Origin of the sequence: Pseudomonas sp. G34, assembly GCF_031119625.1 — a bacterium.
GTDB lineage: Bacteria > Pseudomonadota > Gammaproteobacteria > Pseudomonadales > Pseudomonadaceae > Aquipseudomonas.
Genome location: NZ_JAVHZV010000010.1, coordinates 61,168 through 79,068, shown reverse-complemented (window position 1 = coordinate 79,068; position 17,901 = coordinate 61,168). Strand labels below are relative to the sequence as shown.

The window sequence follows — 17,901 nt, the reverse complement described above, 5'->3', positions numbered from 1 at the left end:
AATCGCCCCATGAAACTGAATCGCAAGAATCTCGCTGCACTGGCCCCGGAAGTCGAAGTGCCGGTTTACGACCCCTCGACCGTGCGCCAGGGCATCGCCCACATTGGTGTCGGCGGCTTCCACCGCGCCCACCAGGCGATCTACACCGAAGCCCTGCTCAACCGCGGCGAAGCCCAGGAGTGGGGCATCTGTGGCGTCGGCCTGCGCCGTGAAGACCGCGCCATGCAGCAGGCGCTGGCCACGCAGGATCACCTCTACACCATGCTGGTACTCGGCGACGAGCCGGGCCTGGAGGTGCGCGTGGTCGGCGCCATCAACGGCATGCTGCTGGCCGAGGATTCACCGGCGGCGCTGATCGACAAGCTGGCCGACCCGGCGATCCGTATCGTCTCGCTGACCATCACCGAAGGCGGCTACTGCATCGACGACAGCACCGGCGAGTTCATGGCCCACCTGCCGGACATCCAGCATGACCTGGCGCACCCGCAGGCACCGCGCAGCGTGTTCGGTTTCCTGTGCGCGGCCCTGGCCAAGCGCCGCGCCGCCGGCACGCCGGCATTCACCCTGATGTCCTGCGATAACCTGCCGCACAACGGCGCGGTGACCCGCAAGGCGCTGCTGGCCTTCGCCCACCTGGCCGACCACGAGCTGGCGAGCTGGATCGACAGCCACGTGAGCTTTCCCAATGCCATGGTCGACCGCATCACGCCGATGACCAGCGATGCCCATCGCGCCCAGTTGGCCGAGCGCCATGGCATCGAGGACGCCTGGCCGGTGGTCTGCGAGCCGTTCCTGCAATGGGTGCTGGAAGACAAGTTCGTCAACGGCCGGCCGGCCTGGGAAAAGGTTGGCGTGCAGTTCACCGATGACGTCACGCCCTACGAGGAGATGAAGATCAAGCTGCTCAACGGCAGCCACCTGGCGTTGACCTACCTGGGCTTTCTCAAGGGCTACCGCACCGTTCACCAGGCCATGAACGATCCACTGCTGCGTCGCTACGTGCGCACCTTCATGGATCAGGACGTGACCCCGCAGCTGGCAGCGGTGCCCGGCATCGATCTGCAAGGTTACAAGGACACCCTGATCGAGCGCTTCTCCAACCAGGCCATCGCCGACCAGCTCGAGCGCGTGTGCTCGGACGGCTCGTCGAAGTTTCCCAAGTTCATCGTGCCGACCCTCAACCGGTTGATCGACGACGGCCGGCCGCTGGAGCGCGCCGCCCTGGTGGTGGCGGCCTGGGCGCTGTACCTCAAGGGCGTCGACGAGACCGGCACCAGCTACCGGATTCCCGATCCGCGCGCCGAGTTCTGCCAGGCCCTGGTGGCCGACGACGACAAGGTGCGCGAGCGGGTACTGGGCGTCGAGGTGATCTTCGGCAATGCCATCCCCCAGTCGGCGGCCTTCGTTACCGCCTTCGAGCTGTGCTACGACAGCCTGCGCAAGCTGGGCGTGACGCGCACCCTGCAGACCCTCCTGGGTGACTGAACCATGTACCTCGGCATCGATTGCGGCACCCAGGGCACCAAGGCGCTGATCCTCGATAGCCACAGCGGCAAGGTGCTGGGCGAGGGCAGCGCGGCGCACCGGCTGATCAGTGGCCCCAATGGGCGCCGCGAGCAGGATCCGGCCGACTGGCTGCTGGCCTTCGAGCAGGCCACCGCCCAGGCCCTGCAGCAGGCCGGGGTGGCAGGCAGCGAGATCCTCGGCATTGGCGTGTCCGGGCAGCAGCACGGCCTGGTGCTGCTCGATGCCAAGGGTGAGGTGCTGCGCCCGGCCAAGCTGTGGTGCGACACCGAGTCGGCTGCCGAGAACGCCCATTTGCTGGAGTTCCTCGGCGGCGACAATGGCTCGCTGGAGCGCCTCGGCGTGGCCATCGCGCCGGGCTACACGGTGTCGAAACTGCTGTGGACCCGTGACCATCACCCCGAGGTGTTCGCGCGCATCGCCCATATCCTGCTGCCCCACGACTACCTGAACTACTGGCTGACCGGGCGCGCCTGCGCCGAGTACGGCGATGCCTCCGGCAGCGGCTATTTCAACGTGCGTACGCGCACCTGGGACACCGAACTGCTGGAGCTGATCGACCCGGACGGCGCCCTGGTGCGGGCCTTGCCGCAGCTCATCGAGTCGCAGCGCTGTGTCGGCACCCTCCGCCCGCAGGTCGCCGAGCGCCTGGGCCTCAACCCCAGGGCGCAGGTCGCCAGCGGCGGTGGCGACAACATGATGGGCGCCATCGGCACCGGCAATATTGCGCCGGGCGCCATCACCATGAGCCTCGGCACCTCGGGCACGGTGTATGCCTATGCCGAGCAACCGCGAGTCAGCGTGCACCCGCAGGTGGCGACCTTCTGCTCGTCATCCGGCGGCTGGCTGCCGCTGATCTGCACCATGAACCTGACCAATGCCAGCGGCGTGATTCGCGAGTTGCTGGGGCTGGATGTCGAGACCTTCGGCGCCCTGGTTGGCGAGGCTCCCATCGGCGCCGGCGGCGTGCTGATGCTGCCGTTCTTCAATGGCGAGCGGGTGCCGGCGCTGCCCCTGGCTACCGCCAGCCTGCACGGCCTGACGACCGACAACCTGACCCGCGCCAACCTCTGCCGTGCCGTGGTGGAGGGCACCACCTTCGGCCTGCGCTACGGCCTCGACCTGCTGCGCGCCAGCGGCATTCGCAGCGACAGCATCCGCCTGATCGGCGGTGGCGCGAAGAGCGCGACCTGGCGGCAGATCGTCGCCGACATCATGGGCGCGCCCGTGGCCTGCCCGCAGCACACCGAGGCGGCGGCGCTCGGCGCGGCAATCCAGGCGGCCTGGTGCGTCAGCCATGGGCACGGCGAGGCGCTGAGCCTGGATGCGCTGTGCCAGCGTTGCGTGAGCTTCGATCACAGCCGCGGCGCCGAGCCCGACCAATTGCGCAGTCGCGCCTACGAGGCCGTCTACCAGCGCTATCGCGAGCAGGTGCGCGGGCTGCAATAATCCGATCCGGTGGCGCTGCCGCCGGCCCTTTCCCAGCGCGAATGCGCCTGTTCCGTGACGCGGAGATCCCATGTACCTGGTATGCGGCGAAGCCCTGTTCGATTTCTTCTGCAACCCCGGCGAGCGCAGCAGCGAGCTGAATTTCAAGGCCCTGGCCGGCGGCTCGCCGTTCAACGTGGCGGTCGGTTTGCGCCGACTGGGCGTCGAGTCGGCGCTGTTCGCGGGTATTTCCAGCGACTATCTCGGCCAGCGCCTGCGCCAGGTGCTCGATGAGGAGGGCGTCAGTGACCGTTACCTGGTCGCCAGCGATTCGCCGACCACCATGGCCATGGTCGCCCTGGATGCCCAGGGCTCGCCGCAGTACATGTTCCGCGGCGAAGGCTGCGCTGATCGCCAGCTGCTGGCCGCGCACCTGCCGGTGCTCGACGAGACGGTCAGTGGCCTGCATGTCGGCTCCTATTCGCTGGTGGTGCCGCCGGTCGGCGACGCCCTGCTGGCGCTGGTCGAGCGCGAAAGCGGGCGGCGGCTGATCAGCCTGGATCCCAACGTGCGCCTCAATCCGGCGCCCGATATCGAGCGCTGGCGCCAGCGAATTGAATCTTTTGCCGCCCACGCGCATCTGATCAAGGTCAGCGAGGAGGACCTGGAGCTGCTGTATCCCGGCGTTCCCCCGTCGACGAGCATCGAGCGCTGGCTGGCCCAGCGTTGCCAGGTGGTATTCCTGACCCGCGGCAGCGAAGGGGCGAGCGTGTTCAGCCGGCAGCACGGGAACTGGTCGGTGCCGGCACGCCAGGTGGTCACCCGTGACACCGTGGGCGCCGGCGATACCTTCCAGGCGGCGATCATCGCCTACCTGGTGCAGCATGGGCTGGACAGCCCGGCTGGCCTGGCGGCATTGTCGCGTGAGGCGCTCGCTGCGATGCTCGATTTCGCGGTGCAGGCCGCGGCGTTGACCTGTTCACGGGTTGGCCCGCAGTTGCCGTATCGCCATGAGTTGCAGAGTAACCAGGCCGTTTAGGGATGTAAGGCGCGGTAGGCAATTTTCAACGCAGTATTGCCAACGCCATACAACCTACGGCATGTAATCGAATTCGCGGGGCAAGCCTGGCTGGCCCGAACCAAGGAGTCTTCATGCCGTATCTTTCTTCATCGCTGGATGTCACCCAATTGCCGAGCTGGCAGGCCCTGGTCGCCCACCGCGAGCGCCTCGCCAGCTTCAGCATGCGCCAGGCCTTCGCCGCCGACCCCAAGCGCTTCGAGACCTTCAGCCTGAGTGGCTGCGGGCTGTTCCTGGACTACTCGAAGAACCTGATCAACACCGAGACCCGCGAGCTGCTGGTCAACCTGGCCCGCGAAGTGGGGCTGGAAAAGGGCATCCGCGCGCTGTTCGACGGTGAGCTGTTGAACAACACCGAGCAGCGCCCGGCCCTGCACACCGCGCTGCGCCGCCCGCTGGGCGACAAGGTGGAAGTCGATGGCGTGGATATCATCCCCGAGGTGCAGCGCGTGCTGCAGCAGATGACCGAGCTGGTCGGGCGCATCCACAATGGCCTGTGGCGCGGCTATACCGAAAAGCCGATCACCGACGTGGTGAACATCGGCATCGGCGGCTCCTTCCTCGGCCCGCAACTGGTCTCCGAGGCGCTGCTGCCGTTCGCCCAGCGCGGCGTGCGTTGCCACTACCTGGCCAATATCGACGGCAGCGAATTCCACGAACTGGTCGCCAAGCTGCGCGCCGAGACCACCCTGTTCATCGTCTCGTCGAAGTCCTTCGGCACCCTGGAAACCCTCAAGAACGCCCAGGCGGCGCGTGGCTGGTACCTGGCCCAGGGCGGTTCGGAAGCCGAGCTGTACCGCCACTTCATCGCCGTGTCGAGCAACCGCGAGGCGGCAGTGAGCTTCGGTATCCGCGAGGAAAACATCTTCCCGATGTGGGACTGGGTGGGCGGCCGCTATTCGCTGTGGTCGGCCATCGGCCTGCCGATTGCGCTGTCCATCGGCATGTCCAACTTCAAGGAGCTGCTGTCTGGCGCCTACCGCATGGACGAGCACTTCAAGACCGCGCCGTTCGAGGAGAACATGCCGGTGCTGCTGGCCCTGCTCGGGGTGTGGTACGGCAACTTCTGGAATGCCCAGAGCCACGCCATCCTGCCGTACGACCACTACCTGCGTAACATCACCAAGCACCTGCAGCAGCTGGACATGGAGTCCAACGGCAAGAGCGTGCGTGGCGATGGCCAGCCGGTCAGCGTCGCCACCGGGCCGGTGATCTGGGGCGGTGTGGGCTGTAACGGCCAGCACGCCTACCACCAGTTGCTGCACCAGGGCACCCAGCTGATCCCGGCGGATTTCATCGTCCCGGTGAGCAGCTACAACCCGGTTGCCGACCACCACCAGTGGCTGTACGCCAACTGCCTGTCGCAGAGCCAGGCGCTGATGCTCGGCAAGTCCCGCGAGGAGGCCGAGGCCGAACTGCGTGCCAAGGGCATGAGCGAAGAAGACGTGCAGCGCCTGGCACCGCACAAGGTGATTCCCGGCAACCGGCCGAGCAATACCCTGGTGATGGAGCGCGTCAGCCCCCGCCGCCTCGGCGCATTGATCGCCATGTACGAGCACAAGGTGTTCGTGCAGAGCGTCATCTGGGGCAACAACGCCTTCGACCAGTGGGGCGTCGAACTCGGCAAGGAGCTGGGCAAGGGCGTCTACTCGCGCATGGTCGGCAGCGACGAAGTCGCCGCCGAGGACGGCTCCACCCAGGGCCTGATCGACTTCTTCCGCGGCCGTCACCGCGGCTGACCGCTGCAAGGCACCCCCAGGCAGCTCGCACACAGGCGTGTGCGAGCTGCCGATCCTCCCGGCTGATGACTATTGCCGCGTGCCTGCTTGCTGATGAACGGCACCGCGCTGTAACACGCAGGACATCTGTGCGTTTTTAGATGGGTCGTTATAACGCCCGTTCTAGAGCGGTTGCTTGCTGGGTTTCCCGATCTGGCCAGCGTGGCATGCAGTTACAAATACGCTATCGATATCTGCCGCATTTCTTGCGATTAAGGTTGGTTTAAGCCTTTATGGTTAAGTTCGTCTGCGATGTGACCATATAGTCACGAAGCAAACTGCCACTAGATGGCAAGTCAATATCACGACTGAAAACCAGGAGGCACCATGAGCGAGCGCATCCGTTCCATTCGATCCGCCACACCCACCGCAGCCGGCAAGCAGCGTGCAGACGAGGCCCTGCAGACCCTGCTTGATGGCTTTCAGCGTTTTCGCAACGATGTCTTCCCCGAGCAGCGCGAGCTGTTCAGCAAACTGGCCCGTCAGCAAAGCCCGCAGGCCATGTTCATCACCTGCGCGGATTCGCGCATCGTTCCCGAATTGATCACCCAGAGTGACCCCGGCTCGCTGTTCGTGACCCGTAACGTCGGCAACGTGGTGCCGCCCTATGGCCAGATGAACGGCGGCGTTTCCACCGCCATCGAATATGCGGTGATGGGCCTGGGCGTGCAGCACATCATCATCTGTGGCCACTCCGACTGTGGCGCCATGAAGGCGGTGCTCAACCCACAGAGCATCGAGCGCATGCCGACGGTCAAGGCCTGGCTGCGCCACGCCGAAGTGGCCAAGACCGTGGTGGCCGATAACTGTGGCTGCGCCGATCACTCCACCCTGGGCGTATTGACCGAAGAGAACGTGGTCGCCCAGCTCGATCACCTGCGCACCCATCCCTCCGTGGCGGCACGCCTGGCCAGCGGTCAGCTGTTCATTCATGGCTGGGTCTACGACATCGAGAACTGCACCATCAAGGCGTACGACGCCGAGCGTGGCGAGTTCCTGCCCCTCGATGGCGAAACCACCCCCAGTGCCAGCCCACGAGCCCGTTACCTGGCCTCGTAAAACACTTACGACAGGACGTCACCCGGTGGCCATGAATCGACCCGCGGATCAACCGCCCACAATCGACAGCCGTTTTCGGGCTTGTTGCTGGCTTGCCCTGCAACAAGCCTCTTGGGTTTTGACTGCCTTACACCTGCTGATGGTGAGCCCCCGCTCATCGTCATGACTTTTCGTGCGCTGGATCTGCAGGAGACCGCACCATGACCCTCGCTTCATTCAAAGCCGCTCTACCCCGGGATGCATTGGCATCCATCGTGGTATTTCTCGTCGCCCTGCCACTGTGCATGGGTATCGCCATCGCTTCCGGCATGCCGCCGGCCAAGGGCCTGATCACCGGTATCATCGGTGGCCTGGTGGTCGGCTGGCTGGCCGGCTCGCCCTTGCAGGTCAGCGGCCCGGCTGCCGGCCTGGCGGTACTGGTGTTCGAACTGGTACGCACCCATGGCATCGCCATGCTCGGGCCGATCCTGCTGCTCGCCGGCCTGCTGCAACTGGTTGCCGGGCGCCTGCGCCTGGGCTGCTGGTTCCGCGTCACCGCACCGGCGGTGGTGTACGGCATGCTCGCCGGTATCGGCATCCTCATCGTGCTTTCGCAGTTTCACGTGATGTTCGACGTCAAGCCCCAGGCGTCCGGCCTGGACAACCTGCTGGCGTTCCCCGACACCCTGCGCCGGGCCATCCCCGGCCTCGGTGGCGGTAGTGCCCTGGCCGCGGCGTTGCTGGGTTTCGGCACCATCAGCTGCATGTTCCTGTGGGACAAGCTGCGCCCCCAGGGCCTGCGCTTTCTGCCCGGCGCGCTGATCGGCGTGACGCTGATGACCCTGATCAGCCTGTGGCTGGGCCTGGGTGTGGCGCGGGTCGAGGTACCGGCAAACCTGAGCGATGCCATCGACTGGATACAACCGGCGGATCTGTTCAACCTGGCCAACCCGCAGATCATCCTGGCGGCGGTGGTGGTGGCCTTTATCGCCAGCGCCGAAACCCTGCTGTCCGCTGCGGCGGTGGATCGCATGCACAACGGCCCGCGCTCCAACCTGGATCGTGAGCTGTCCGCCCAGGGTATCGGCAACATGCTCTGTGGCGTGCTCGGTGCGCTGCCGATGACCGGGGTGATCGTGCGCAGCTCGGCCAACGTCCAGGCCGGCGCCCGCACCCGCCTGTCGACCATCTTCCACGGTGCCTGGCTGCTGGCCTTCGTCATGCTGCTGCCGGCTGTGCTGCAGAGCATCCCGGTCGCCTGCCTGGGTGGCGTGCTGGTCTACACCGGCTTCAAGCTGGTCGACATCAAGGCCATCCGCAGCCTGGGCCGCTATGGCCGCGCCCCGGTGTTCATCTACGCGGCTACCGCCCTGGGCATCGTCGCCGTCGACCTGCTGACCGGCGTACTGATCGGTTTCGCCCTGACCCTGGTCAAGCTGGCCGGCAAGGCCTCGCGCCTGAAGGTCAGCCTCAGCGAGATCGGCCCCGACGAAGCGGAGCTGCGCCTGACCGGCTCGGCGACCTTCCTCAAGGTGCCGCACCTGGCCAGCGTGCTGGAAGGCATTGCGCCGACCACCCGCCTGCATGTGCCGCTCGACAACCTCAGCTATGTCGACCATGCCTGCATGGAGCTGCTCGACGACTGGGGCCGCGCCGCCGAGCAGCAAGGTGGTGCGCTGCTGATCGAACGCCATGGCCTGACCCGCCGGCTCGAGGGCCGTGCGCTGAGCATGCGCCGCGCGACGGCCTGAGGCAGGCCTGCGGTCGGCGCGTGACAGCCCGCCGCAGGCGTAAACGGCCACCTGGCGCTGCGTATCTGGTACCTTTTCCCGCTGCGCATCGCCAGATGGCCGATCCCTGTGCCGCCCCCAGGCACAGCTTCCCCGCGAAGCCGGGGCGTCGGGTCATCCAGGGCGATACCCTTCACCCTGACCAGCGTGGCCGCCATGACTCGCAAGCACCTCATCGTATTCGCCCTTATCGCTGCCGTTGCCCTGGCGCTCGGCCTGATCGCCAGCCAGGCACTGCGCGGCAAGTCCAACGACGCCGCGGCGCTGCTCGACGCCGGCATCGTCATGCTGCCCCAGCAGCGCCAGGTTCCCGCCCTGGATTTCCTCGACCAGGACGGCCAGACCTTCTCCACCGGCCAGCTCAAGGATCAGTGGAGCCTGCTGTTCTTCGGCTACACCTTCTGCCCGGACATCTGCCCTGCGACCCTGGCGCAGCTGCGCCAACTGCGCACGCAGATCCCGGAGCAGGCGTGGAACAACCTGCGCATCGTGCTGGTGAGCGTCGACCCGGCCCGCGACACGCCGGAGCAGATGAAGAAGTACCTGGGCTACTTCAACGCTGGCTTCATGGGCCTGACCGGCGAGCCGGACACCATCCAGGCACTCTCCAACGCGGTGAGCATTCCCTACATTCCGGCCGATACCAGCAAGGAAAACTACACCGTCGACCACAGCGGCAACCTGGCCATCATCGGCCCGGACGGCACCCAGCGCGGCTTTATCCGCGCGCCGATCAATATCGACAAGCTGGCGGCGCAGCTACCGGGGCTGATCAGCAAGACTGATTGATAGCGATTGATGGGTTGCACCTACGCGGCCCGACCCATCCTACGTTAATGTATCCACTCGTAGGATGGGTGAAACCCATCAGCTCCATCACTGCACCCAAAACGTCCAAGGAAGGGAACGTTGATGACCGATTATCGCCGCCACTACCGCCCAGGCGGCCTCTACTTCTTCACTTTGATTCTCGCCGATCGCCGCCAGGACTGGCTGGTCTCCCATATCGACGCGCTGCGCCAGAGCATCCACCAGGAGCAGCAACGCGCGCCTTTCGCGCTACAGGCCTGGGTGGTGCTGCCCGAGCACTGCCACCTGCTGATGCGCTTACCCGAAGGCGACAGCGATTTCTCCAATCGGCTGCGACGGATCAAGGGTGAATTCTCCCGACAGATTCCGCTCCCTGCGGATTTGCGCCAAAGCCAGATCGAGAAAGGTGAACGTGGCGTCTGGCAGCGTCGCTTCTGGGAACACGCCATCCGGGATGAGGAGGACTGGCGGCGGCATATGGACTACATCCATCACAACCCGGTCAAGCATGGGTTGGTGGATCGAGCCTGCGACTGGCCGCACTCTTCGTTTCACGCGTATGTGCAGCGTGGCGTGTATCCGCAAGATTGGGGATGGGCCGCGGAGGTGGAGATGCCGGCGGGGGAGTAATTGCGGGGGATACTGCTTACCGCGGGTTGCATTGATGGGTTTCACCCATCCTACGGGTCCGCGCAGATCCGTAGGATGGGGCGGGCCGCGTAGGTGCAACCCGTCGACTCCCAACCTATTTGGCGAACAGCTGGCTCATGTCCTTGAACGCCTTGAACTCCAATGCGTTGCCGCAGGGGTCGAGGAGGAACATGGTGGCCTGCTCGCCGACCTGGCCCTTGAAGCGGATGTAGGGCTCGATCACGAACGCCGTTTCGCGTGCCTGCAGGCGCTGGGCCAGGGCTTCCCAGGTTGGCCAGTCGAGAATCACCCCGAAGTGGGGCACCGGCACGTCATGGCCATCCACCGGGTTGCTGATGGCCGACTCCTGGTGCGGCATCTTCGGCGCTTCGTGGATCACCAGTTGGTGGCCGAAGAAGTCGAAGTCCACCCAGTGATCGCTGCTGCGGCCTTCGGCGCAGCCGAACACCTCGCCATAGAAATGCCGGGCGGCGGCCAGGTCATGGACGGGGATGGCCAGGTGAAACGGGGACAGTGCCATGTGAGCGCTCCTCAGGTCGGTATCGGTGGATTCTAGATGCAAGAATTTTGATTAAAAGCGAATATTCTTGCCGTCCAGCTCAAAAGAAATTGATCAATGCTCCGTGAACTGAAGACCTTCGTCGCTGTGGCTCGCTACGGTACCTTCGCTGCTGCCGGGCTGCGGGTGGGCCTCACCCAGTCGGCGGTCAGCGCGCAGATGCGCGTGCTCGAGCAAAACCTCGGCGTGCGCCTGTTCGACCGCAGCGGGCGCAGCGCCGTACTCAGCGCAGGCGGGCGCCACGCCTTGCCGCTGGCCGAGCAGATGCTGGGCCTGTACGCGCAGATGGCGCTGCCGACTGCGCTCGAAGAATGGCAGGGCGAACTGAAGATCGGCGCCATCGCCAGCGTGCAGACCGGGCTGTTGCCCGAAGCCCTGGTGCGTTTTCGTACCCAGGCCGCGCGGGTGGAATTGAAGCTGGTGCCCGGGGTTTCCCTCGATCTGCTCGGCCAGGTGGATGCCGGTGAACTGGACCTGGCCGTGCTGATCCGCCCGCCCTTCGAGCTGCCCAAGGAGCTGCTGCAGGTGGCGCTGGTGCGTGAACCCTTCGTACTGATCGCGCCCCCCGGCCTACCCGGAGACGACCCGCTGCAGCTGCTGCGCGAACAGCCCTTCGTGCGCTATGACCGGCGTTCCTTCGGCGGCCGCCAGGTCGAGCGCTTCCTGCGTGAACAACGGCTGACGCCCCGCGAGGCGCTGGAACTGGATGAACTGGAAGCCATCGTGCGCATGGTCGAGTGCGGCCTGGGCGTGTCGCTGATCCCCCGCGCCGGCCTGTGGTGCCAGCGGCCACAGACGCTGCGCGTGCTGGAACTGGGCGAGCTGACCTTCCACCGCGAGCTGGTGGCGATTCTGCGCCGCGCCCAGCGCCAGCCCGCCCTGGACTGGCTGCTGCAATGCCTGGCCGAACCCACCTATGATGAAGTTTTCAGTCGAGCGGAGGTGTGACCGATGAACAAGGATATCGGCGAGATCAGTGGTGCCTGCCACTGTGGCGGGGTGCGCTTTCAGGTGACGCTCAGCGATGGCCTGCACAGCGCACGGCGCTGCAACTGCTCTTATTGCCGCATGCGCGGTGCGGTGGCGGTTTCGGCCGAGCTGGCCGACTTCCGTATCCTGCAAGGTGAAGACCTGCTGACGGTCTATCGCTTCAATACCATGAGCGCCCAGCACTTCTTCTGCTCGCGCTGCGGTATCTACACCCACCATCAACGCCGCTCCAACCCGGATCAGTACGGCGTCAACGCCGCCTGCCTCGAAGGCATCAGCCCGTTCGATTTCGCCGAAGTGCCGGTCAGCGATGGCATCGCCCACCCCAAGGATGACCCCAGCGGCGGCGCATCGCGGCAGGCCGGCGTGCTGCGGTTTATCCGCTCCGAGTGAGCGCCCCGGGGCGCAGAAATGAAAATGCCGCGTAGCGTGAAGGCTTCGCGGCATCGGTTGCAGCAGGGGGTAGTACGGCAATCAGAACGCCGGAACCACCGCGCCTTTGTATTTCTCCAGGATGAAGGCTTTCACCTCGTCGCTGTGCAGCGCCTTGACCAGCTTCTGCACGGCCGGGCTGTCCTTGTTGTCTTCACGGGTCACCAGGATGTTGACGTACGGCGAGTCGCTGCCTTCGATGGCCAGGGCGTCCTCGGTGGGGTTCAGCTTGGCTTCCAGGGCGTAGTTGGTGTTGATCAGCGCCAGGTCGACCTGGGTCAGCACGCGCGGCAGGGTCGCGGCTTCCAGTTCACGCACCTTGATGGCCTTGGGGTTCTCGGCGATGTCCTTCGGGGTGGAGAGGATGTTGCTCGGATCCTTGAGGGTGATCACGCCGGCTTTCTGCAGCAGCAGCAGGGCGCGGCCGCCGTTGGTGGCGTCGTTGGGGATCACCACGTTGGCGCCTTGCGGCAGATCCTTCAGGTCCTTGATCTTGCTGGAGTAGGCGCCGAACGGTTCGACGTGCACGCCAGCGACGCTGACCAGGCTGGTGCCACGGCTCTTGTTGAACTCGTCCAGGTACGGCTGGTGCTGGAAGAAGTTGGCGTCCAGGCGCTTCTCGGCGACCTGTACGTTGGGCTGCACGTAGTCGGTGAAGACCTTTACGTCCAGCTCCACGCCTTCCTTGGCCAGGGCCGGTTTGACGAACTCGAGGATTTCCGCGTGCGGGACGGCCGAGGCGGCGACGCGCAGGGTTTCGGCCTGGGCGGCGCTGGAGAAGGCTGCGACGACAGCCAGGGCAGTGAGCAGTTTTTTCATGGTGTGACTCCTTGAAATGAGGCGGCGTGGCGGCAGGTTGCCGCCGGCCCTTCCAGCTGTTTTATTTACGAGAAAAATGCACCACCAGGCGATCGCCGATGGTTTGCAGAATCTGTACGAGCACCACCAACAGCGCCACGGTGACGAACATCACGTCCGGCTGGTAACGCTGGTAGCCGTAACGCACCGCCAGGTCACCCAGGCCGCCGCCGCCGATCAGGCCGCTCATCGCGGTGTACGAAACCAGGGTAATGGCGGTGACCGTGATGGCCGCCAGGATACCCGGCAGCGCCTCGGGCAGCAGGGCGTTGAAGATGATCTGCCGGGTGCTGGCGCCCATCGCCTGGGTCGCCTCGATGATGCCGCGGTCGACCTCGCGCAGGGCGGTTTCCACCAGGCGCGCGAAGAATGGCGTGGCACCCACCACCAGCGGCGGGATGGCCCCGGCGACGCCCAGGGAGGTGCCGGTGATCAGCACCGTGACCGGGATCAGCAGGATCAACAGGATCACGAAGGGCACCGAGCGCAGCACGTTGACCACCAGCGAGATCACCGCGTAGAGACCCTTCTGTTCGAACATCTGCCGCGGGCCGGTGAGAAACAGCAGCACGCCGAGGGGCAGGCCGAACAGCACGGTGAACAGCATCGAGCCGCCGAGCATGTTCAGGGTATCGAGGCTGGCCTGCCAGATTTCCAGCCAGTCGACGTTGGGCAGTAAGGTTTCCATCAGCGCAGGACCTCCAGGTGCACGTCAGCCGCTTCGAAGCGGGCCAGGGCGGCGTCGATGTCGCCGCCGGTCAGCGCCAGGGTCAGCTGGCCGTAGGGCGTGTCCTTGATGCGGTCGATGCGCCCGGCGAGGATGCTGTAGTCGATGCCGGTTTCCCGGGCGACCTGGCCGAGAACCGGCGAGTAGGTGGATTCGCCGATAAAGGTCAGGCGCAGGATGCGCCCCTGCACATGGGCGAAGTCGTCGCGCTGGTCGTTCTCGTCGACATGCTCGGCTTCCTGCACGAAACGCTTGGTGGTGGCGTGTTGCGGGTGCAGGAACACCTCGGCGACCGGCCCCTGTTCGACGATCACCCCGGCATCCATGACCGCCACGCGGTCGCAGACCCGGCGGATCACGTCCATCTCATGGGTGATCAGCACGATGGTCAGGCCCAGCTCGCGGTTGATCTCGGCCAGCAGCTGCAGCACCGAAGCGGTGGTTTGCGGGTCGAGGGCGCTGGTCGCCTCGTCGCAGAGCAGAATCTTCGGCCGGGTCGCCAGGGCGCGGGCAATGCCGACGCGCTGTTTCTGGCCGCCGGAGAGTTGCGCCGGGTACTTGTTGGCGTGCTCCTGAAGGCCGACGCGCTCGAGCAGCGCGGCGACGCGCTGATCGATTTCCCGGGCCGCTACGCCCGCCAGTTTCAGCGGCATGCCGACGTTGGCGGCGACGGTCTTGGAGGACAGCAGGTTGAAGTGCTGGAAGATCATGCCCACTTGCTGGCGGAACTTGCGCAGGCCGTCGGCGCCGAGGGCGGTAACGTCCACGCCATCGATGTCGATGCGCCCGCCGGAGGGCTCCTCGAGGCGGTTGATCAGGCGCAGCAGGGTGCTCTTGCCGGCGCCGGAGTGGCCGATGATGCCGAACACTTCGCCACGTTCGATATGCAGGTCGCAGGGTTGCAGGGCGGGGATATCGCGGCCACTGACGCGGTACGCCTTGTGAACCTGATGAAAGTCGATCACGCGTTAAACCTTTTGGGTTCTTCGTTGTGCCGGATAGGCATGAATGGATGGCCAGTCTACCCGGCGCTGGTTAGACCTCAAAAATCTTTGTAGGCCTATGTTTATATCTAAAAAGCTATGACTGCAGCCTGATTCGGAACCTCACTGGCCCCGGGGGCGCAGCACCAGGCGCGGCACCTGAACCGGTTTGACGGCATGGCTGAGGGCCAGTTTGAAGGTCGGGTCGAGCTTCATCACCCGCGCTTCGAGCAAGGCCGAGACACGCCGCAGATCCTCGGCGCTGCGCACCTGGATATGTACGCTGCGGTCGAAGGCCACGATATCCGCGGCCACCGCATCGAGGCGCTCGAACAGCGCCGCCTCGTCGCGGCTGTCGAGCATCGCCAGGCTGACGTCGCTGCGCTTGGCCGCCGGGTCGATCAGTTGTGCCGGCACCTGCGCCGGCGCGCCATCGGCCGCGCGGCTGGCAGCGGCTTGGGCTTCGGCCGCCTGGCGCAGCAGGCGCAGTTGTTCCTGGCGTGCTGCCTGGGCCTGCTCACCGGCCTGACGGGCCTGCTCGACGGCGCTGAGTTCGGCTTGGCGGGCCTTGCCGATGGCGCCGTCCAGCCCGGTGGTCAGGGCCGGCGCCTTGGGCATCAGGGTGCGCGCGTGGGCCAGGGATTTGGCGGCCTTGTCCAGGTCGCCAGCTTCCAGGGCCTTCTGGCCTGCCTGCAGGTAGGCTTCGGAGAGCTGGCGCCGGGCCTGCAACAGTGCAGCGGGCTGGTTATCGGCCTTGAGGACCTGAAGCTGGGCCTCGGCCTCGGCCAATTGGCCGGCGGCCAGGTACGCGTCGAACTGCTCCTGGGCGCCCGGCGCCGTCGCTGCTGCAGCCGGGGCTGGCGCCGGCTCGGCTGCCTGCTGGCTCTGGCAGCCAGCGGTCAGCAGGGCCAGCACGGCCAGGGCAGCGCAGCGTAAAGGGAACGATGTCATGGCTGCGGGTCTCGGTTTGTGCAAAAAATACGCAATTCTACACGGCGGCCGGCGGGCCACCAAATGTGCCATCACGGCGGCTGCGTCAGGCCTTGCGGCGTGGCAGCAGAAAGCTCAGCAGGAACAGGCTGGCTGCCGACACCACGATCGACGGCCCGGCCGGGGTGTCCTTGAACCACGACAGGCTCAGACCGCAGCACACCGCGACGATTCCCAACAGGCTGGCGCCAAAAGCCATTTGCTCCGGCGTACGGGCATGGCGCTGGGCGGCGGCGGCGGGAATGATCAGCAGCGAGGTGATCAGCAGCACGCCGACGATCTTCATGGCCACGGCGATGACGATGGCGATCAGCAGCATCAGGCCCAGGCGGATCGCCGCCACCGGCAGGCCTTCGACCCGGGCCAGTTCCTCGTGCACGGTGATCGCCAGCAGCGGCCGCCACATCAGCGCCAGCAGCACCAGCACCAGGGCGCTGCCGGCGAGGATCCAGGCGAGGTCCGTGGGGCTGACAGCGAGCAGGTCGCCAAACAGGTAGCCCATCAGGTCGATGCGCACGTCGCGCATGAAGCTCAGCACCACCAGGCCCAGCGACAGGGTGCTGTGGGCGAGGATGCCGAGCAGGGTGTCGCTGGCCAGGGGCTGGCGGGTCTGCAGGGTGACCAGCAGGATCGCCAGCAGCACGCAGCCGACGGTCACCGCGAAGGTCGGGTTGACGTCCAGCATCAGGCCCAGCGCCACCCCGAGCAGGGCGGCGTGGGACAGGGTGTCGCCGAAATAGGCCATGCGCCGCCACACCACGAAGGAGCCCAGGGGGCCGGCGACCAGGGCCAGGGCCAGGCCGGCGAGCAGGGCGTTGAGCAGAAAATCAGCCATGCTTGCAGCCGTCTCCATGTACGTGGGGGCGCACCTGGCCATGAATGGTCAGGCCCGGTTTGTCGCTGACCACGCCGCCAGTGAGGTCGTGTTCGTGGTCATGGTGGTGGTGATAGACGGCCAGGCTCTGGGCATCGCGGCCGAACAGCTCGACGAAGGCCGGGTCGAAGCTGACCTGCTCCGGATGCCCCGAGCAGCACACGTGACGGTTCAGGCACACCACCTGGTCGGTGGTGCTCATCACCAGGTGCAGGTCATGGGAAACCATCAGCACGCCGCAGCCGTGGCGGTCGCGCAGGCGGGTGATCAGCCGGTACAGCTCGGCCTGGCCGGCCACGTCGACGCCCTGCACCGGCTCGTCGAGCACCAGCAACTGCGGTTCACGCAGCAGCGCACGGGCCAGCAACACGCGCTGCAGCTCGCCACCGGAAATCCCCTGCAGCGGGCTGTCGAGCACCTGGCTGGCGCCCACTTCGGCCAGCGCGGCCTGGGCGCGGGCGCGATCCACGCCCGGCACCAGGCGCAGGAAGCGCAGCACGCTGAGCGGCAGGGTCGGGTCGACGTGCAGCTTCTGCGGCATATAGCCGATGCGCAGCTTGGGCTTGCGCCACACCGTGCCGCTGTCCGCGCTGAGCAGGCCGAGCACGGCGCGCACCAGGGTGGTCTTGCCGGCGCCGTTGGGGCCGATCAGGGTGACGATCTCGCCGGGGTTGATGGTCAGCGCGACCTTGTCCAGCACGGTCTGCCCGCTGAAACCCACGGTCACGCCTTCGAGGCGAATCAGCGCGTCGCTCATTGGCTGCCCTGGCAGCCTGCGCACAGGCCGACGACTTCGACGGTCTGGCTTTCCACCACGAAGCCGACGCCCTTGGCGCCGCGCACGATGGCGTCGCTGATGGCGGTCTGCTCCAGCTCCACGGCAGCGCTGCAGCTACGGCAGATCAGGAACTGGCTCTGGTGGGCGTGGGCCGGGTGGCTGCAGCCGACGAAGGCGTTCAGCGAGGCGATGCGGTGCACCAGGCCGTTTTCCAGCAGGAAATCCAGCGCGCGGTAGACCGTGGGTGGCGCGGCGCGGCGGCCGTCTTCCTCGCTGAGCACGGCAAGGATGTCGTAGGCGCCCAGCGGTTTGTGGCTGGCCCAGACCAACTCCAGCACCCGCTTGCGCAGGGCGGTCAGGCGCAGGCCCTGGCGGGCGCAGATGGCCTCGGCTTCGGCCAGCGCATGGCTGACGCAGTGGGAGTGATCGTGGGGGCGCGATGCCAGTGGCGGCACGACGCTGGCGGGTTTGTACATGGCGTGGGCCTCGAAACGTAGGACGTTATTCTATTACGCATTGACCGCCCGGCGCCACGTATCGGCCCGCCTGCCGGTCGGCGCGCTTCGACGCGAGGCAGAAAGAGATGTTATTGTATTACTTCCATTCGCTTCTG

18 protein-coding genes are annotated in these 17,901 nt (G+C 66.0%); 10 read left to right on the top strand and 8 right to left on the bottom strand.

All coding sequences use genetic code 11. The features are described 5' to 3' along the window. Positions 1–9: 9 nt before the first annotated feature. From QYS36_RS08235 to QYS36_RS08200, 8 genes are all read left to right on the top strand, one after another. Positions 10–1,485: a mannitol dehydrogenase family protein gene (locus QYS36_RS08235; RefSeq protein WP_308839017.1), complete on the top strand. Its 1,476-nt coding sequence runs from the start codon at positions 10–12 to the stop codon at positions 1,483–1,485. A gap of 3 nt (positions 1,486–1,488) precedes the next feature. Further along, positions 1,489–2,973 carry a xylulokinase gene (xylB, locus tag QYS36_RS08230; RefSeq protein ID WP_308839016.1) on the top strand — a complete coding sequence of 495 codons (1,485 nt, stop codon included), beginning with the start codon at positions 1,489–1,491 and terminating at the stop codon, positions 2,971–2,973. A gap of 70 nt (positions 2,974–3,043) precedes the next feature. Beyond that, a complete protein-coding gene (locus QYS36_RS08225; RefSeq protein WP_308839015.1) occupies positions 3,044–3,991 on the top strand; it encodes a carbohydrate kinase in 948 nt (315 codons plus the stop codon). Between the two features lie 113 nt (positions 3,992–4,104). Beyond that, entirely contained in the window at positions 4,105–5,769 is a 1,665-nt protein-coding gene (pgi, locus tag QYS36_RS08220; RefSeq protein ID WP_308839014.1) for a glucose-6-phosphate isomerase, read from the top strand. A gap of 366 nt (positions 5,770–6,135) precedes the next feature. After that, positions 6,136–6,867, top strand: coding sequence for a carbonic anhydrase (locus tag QYS36_RS08215; RefSeq protein WP_111462820.1), 732 nt, complete (start codon positions 6,136–6,138; stop codon positions 6,865–6,867). 200 nt (positions 6,868–7,067) lie between these two features. Beyond that, positions 7,068–8,597 (top strand): SulP family inorganic anion transporter, encoded by a 1,530-nt coding sequence (locus tag QYS36_RS08210; RefSeq protein ID WP_111462819.1) that lies wholly within the window; start codon positions 7,068–7,070, stop codon positions 8,595–8,597. Between the two features lie 195 nt (positions 8,598–8,792). Continuing rightward, on the top strand, positions 8,793–9,425 hold the full coding sequence (locus QYS36_RS08205) for an SCO family protein (protein ID WP_308839013.1): 633 nt from the start codon (positions 8,793–8,795) through the stop codon (positions 9,423–9,425). 123 nt (positions 9,426–9,548) lie between these two features. Further along, a complete protein-coding gene (locus tag QYS36_RS08200; protein ID WP_308839012.1) occupies positions 9,549–10,076 on the top strand; it encodes a transposase in 528 nt (175 codons plus the stop codon). Positions 10,077–10,191: 115 nt separating this feature from the next. Here the strand turns inward: QYS36_RS08200 and QYS36_RS08195 are convergent, their stop codons facing one another. Next, on the bottom strand, positions 10,192–10,617 hold the full coding sequence (locus tag QYS36_RS08195) for a VOC family protein (protein WP_308839011.1): 426 nt from the start codon (positions 10,615–10,617) through the stop codon (positions 10,192–10,194). A gap of 96 nt (positions 10,618–10,713) precedes the next feature. On the opposite strand from QYS36_RS08195, the gene QYS36_RS08190 reads away from it, so the two are divergent. Together QYS36_RS08190 and QYS36_RS08185 are read left to right on the top strand one after the other, a co-directional pair. Next, positions 10,714–11,604, top strand: a complete 891-nt coding sequence (locus QYS36_RS08190; RefSeq protein WP_308839010.1) for a LysR substrate-binding domain-containing protein — start codon at positions 10,714–10,716, stop codon at positions 11,602–11,604. Between the two features lie 3 nt (positions 11,605–11,607). Further along, positions 11,608–12,039, top strand: coding sequence for a GFA family protein (locus QYS36_RS08185; protein WP_308839009.1), 432 nt, complete (start codon positions 11,608–11,610; stop codon positions 12,037–12,039). Positions 12,040–12,120: 81 nt separating this feature from the next. On the opposite strand, the gene QYS36_RS08180 is transcribed toward QYS36_RS08185, so the two are convergent. From QYS36_RS08180 to QYS36_RS08150, 7 genes are all read right to left on the bottom strand, one after another. Beyond that, on the bottom strand, positions 12,121–12,897 hold the full coding sequence (locus QYS36_RS08180; RefSeq protein WP_308839008.1) for a MetQ/NlpA family ABC transporter substrate-binding protein: 777 nt from the start codon (positions 12,895–12,897) through the stop codon (positions 12,121–12,123). 61 nt (positions 12,898–12,958) lie between these two features. Beyond that, entirely contained in the window at positions 12,959–13,624 is a 666-nt protein-coding gene (locus QYS36_RS08175; protein ID WP_308839007.1) for a methionine ABC transporter permease, read from the bottom strand. Then, positions 13,624–14,628 carry a methionine ABC transporter ATP-binding protein gene (locus QYS36_RS08170; RefSeq protein WP_308839006.1) on the bottom strand — a complete coding sequence of 335 codons (1,005 nt, stop codon included), beginning with the start codon at positions 14,626–14,628 and terminating at the stop codon, positions 13,624–13,626. The genes QYS36_RS08175 and QYS36_RS08170 overlap by 1 nt, the downstream gene beginning before the upstream one ends. Positions 14,629–14,769: 141 nt before the next feature. Beyond that, positions 14,770–15,597, bottom strand: a complete 828-nt coding sequence (locus QYS36_RS08165) for a hypothetical protein (RefSeq protein ID WP_308839005.1) — start codon at positions 15,595–15,597, stop codon at positions 14,770–14,772. An 85-nt stretch (positions 15,598–15,682) separates the two neighbouring features. Next, on the bottom strand, positions 15,683–16,471 hold the full coding sequence (gene znuB, locus QYS36_RS08160) for a zinc ABC transporter permease subunit ZnuB (protein WP_308839004.1): 789 nt from the start codon (positions 16,469–16,471) through the stop codon (positions 15,683–15,685). After that, positions 16,464–17,267 carry a zinc ABC transporter ATP-binding protein ZnuC gene (gene znuC, locus QYS36_RS08155; RefSeq protein WP_230124344.1) on the bottom strand — a complete coding sequence of 268 codons (804 nt, stop codon included), beginning with the start codon at positions 17,265–17,267 and terminating at the stop codon, positions 16,464–16,466. Before znuC ends, znuB begins: the two co-directional genes overlap by 8 nt. Then, positions 17,264–17,764, bottom strand: coding sequence for a Fur family transcriptional regulator (locus tag QYS36_RS08150; protein ID WP_230124343.1), 501 nt, complete (start codon positions 17,762–17,764; stop codon positions 17,264–17,266). Before QYS36_RS08150 ends, znuC begins: the two co-directional genes overlap by 4 nt. Positions 17,765–17,901: the final 137 nt, after the last annotated feature.

Bases quoted from the DNA above. Each gene is read 5' to 3' on its own strand.
- QYS36_RS08235 (WP_308839017.1), top strand. From the start codon at position 10: ATGAAACTGAATCGCAAGAATCTCGCTGCACTGGCCCCGGAAGTCGAA.
- xylB (WP_308839016.1), top strand. From the start codon at position 1,489: ATGTACCTCGGCATCGATTGCGGCACCCAGGGCACCAAGGCGCTGATC.
- QYS36_RS08225 (WP_308839015.1), top strand. From the start codon at position 3,044: ATGTACCTGGTATGCGGCGAAGCCCTGTTCGATTTCTTCTGCAACCCC.
- pgi (WP_308839014.1), top strand. From the start codon at position 4,105: ATGCCGTATCTTTCTTCATCGCTGGATGTCACCCAATTGCCGAGCTGG.
- QYS36_RS08215 (WP_111462820.1), top strand. From the start codon at position 6,136: ATGAGCGAGCGCATCCGTTCCATTCGATCCGCCACACCCACCGCAGCC.
- QYS36_RS08210 (WP_111462819.1), top strand. From the start codon at position 7,068: ATGACCCTCGCTTCATTCAAAGCCGCTCTACCCCGGGATGCATTGGCA.
- QYS36_RS08205 (WP_308839013.1), top strand. From the start codon at position 8,793: ATGACTCGCAAGCACCTCATCGTATTCGCCCTTATCGCTGCCGTTGCC.
- QYS36_RS08200 (WP_308839012.1), top strand. From the start codon at position 9,549: ATGACCGATTATCGCCGCCACTACCGCCCAGGCGGCCTCTACTTCTTC.
- QYS36_RS08195 (WP_308839011.1), bottom strand. From the start codon at position 10,617: ATGGCACTGTCCCCGTTTCACCTGGCCATCCCCGTCCATGACCTGGCC.
- QYS36_RS08190 (WP_308839010.1), top strand. From the start codon at position 10,714: ATGCTCCGTGAACTGAAGACCTTCGTCGCTGTGGCTCGCTACGGTACC.
- QYS36_RS08185 (WP_308839009.1), top strand. From the start codon at position 11,608: ATGAACAAGGATATCGGCGAGATCAGTGGTGCCTGCCACTGTGGCGGG.
- QYS36_RS08180 (WP_308839008.1), bottom strand. From the start codon at position 12,897: ATGAAAAAACTGCTCACTGCCCTGGCTGTCGTCGCAGCCTTCTCCAGC.
- QYS36_RS08175 (WP_308839007.1), bottom strand. From the start codon at position 13,624: ATGGAAACCTTACTGCCCAACGTCGACTGGCTGGAAATCTGGCAGGCC.
- QYS36_RS08165 (WP_308839005.1), bottom strand. From the start codon at position 15,597: ATGACATCGTTCCCTTTACGCTGCGCTGCCCTGGCCGTGCTGGCCCTG.
- znuB (WP_308839004.1), bottom strand. From the start codon at position 16,471: ATGGCTGATTTTCTGCTCAACGCCCTGCTCGCCGGCCTGGCCCTGGCC.
- znuC (WP_230124344.1), bottom strand. From the start codon at position 17,267: ATGAGCGACGCGCTGATTCGCCTCGAAGGCGTGACCGTGGGTTTCAGC.
- QYS36_RS08150 (WP_230124343.1), bottom strand. From the start codon at position 17,764: ATGTACAAACCCGCCAGCGTCGTGCCGCCACTGGCATCGCGCCCCCAC.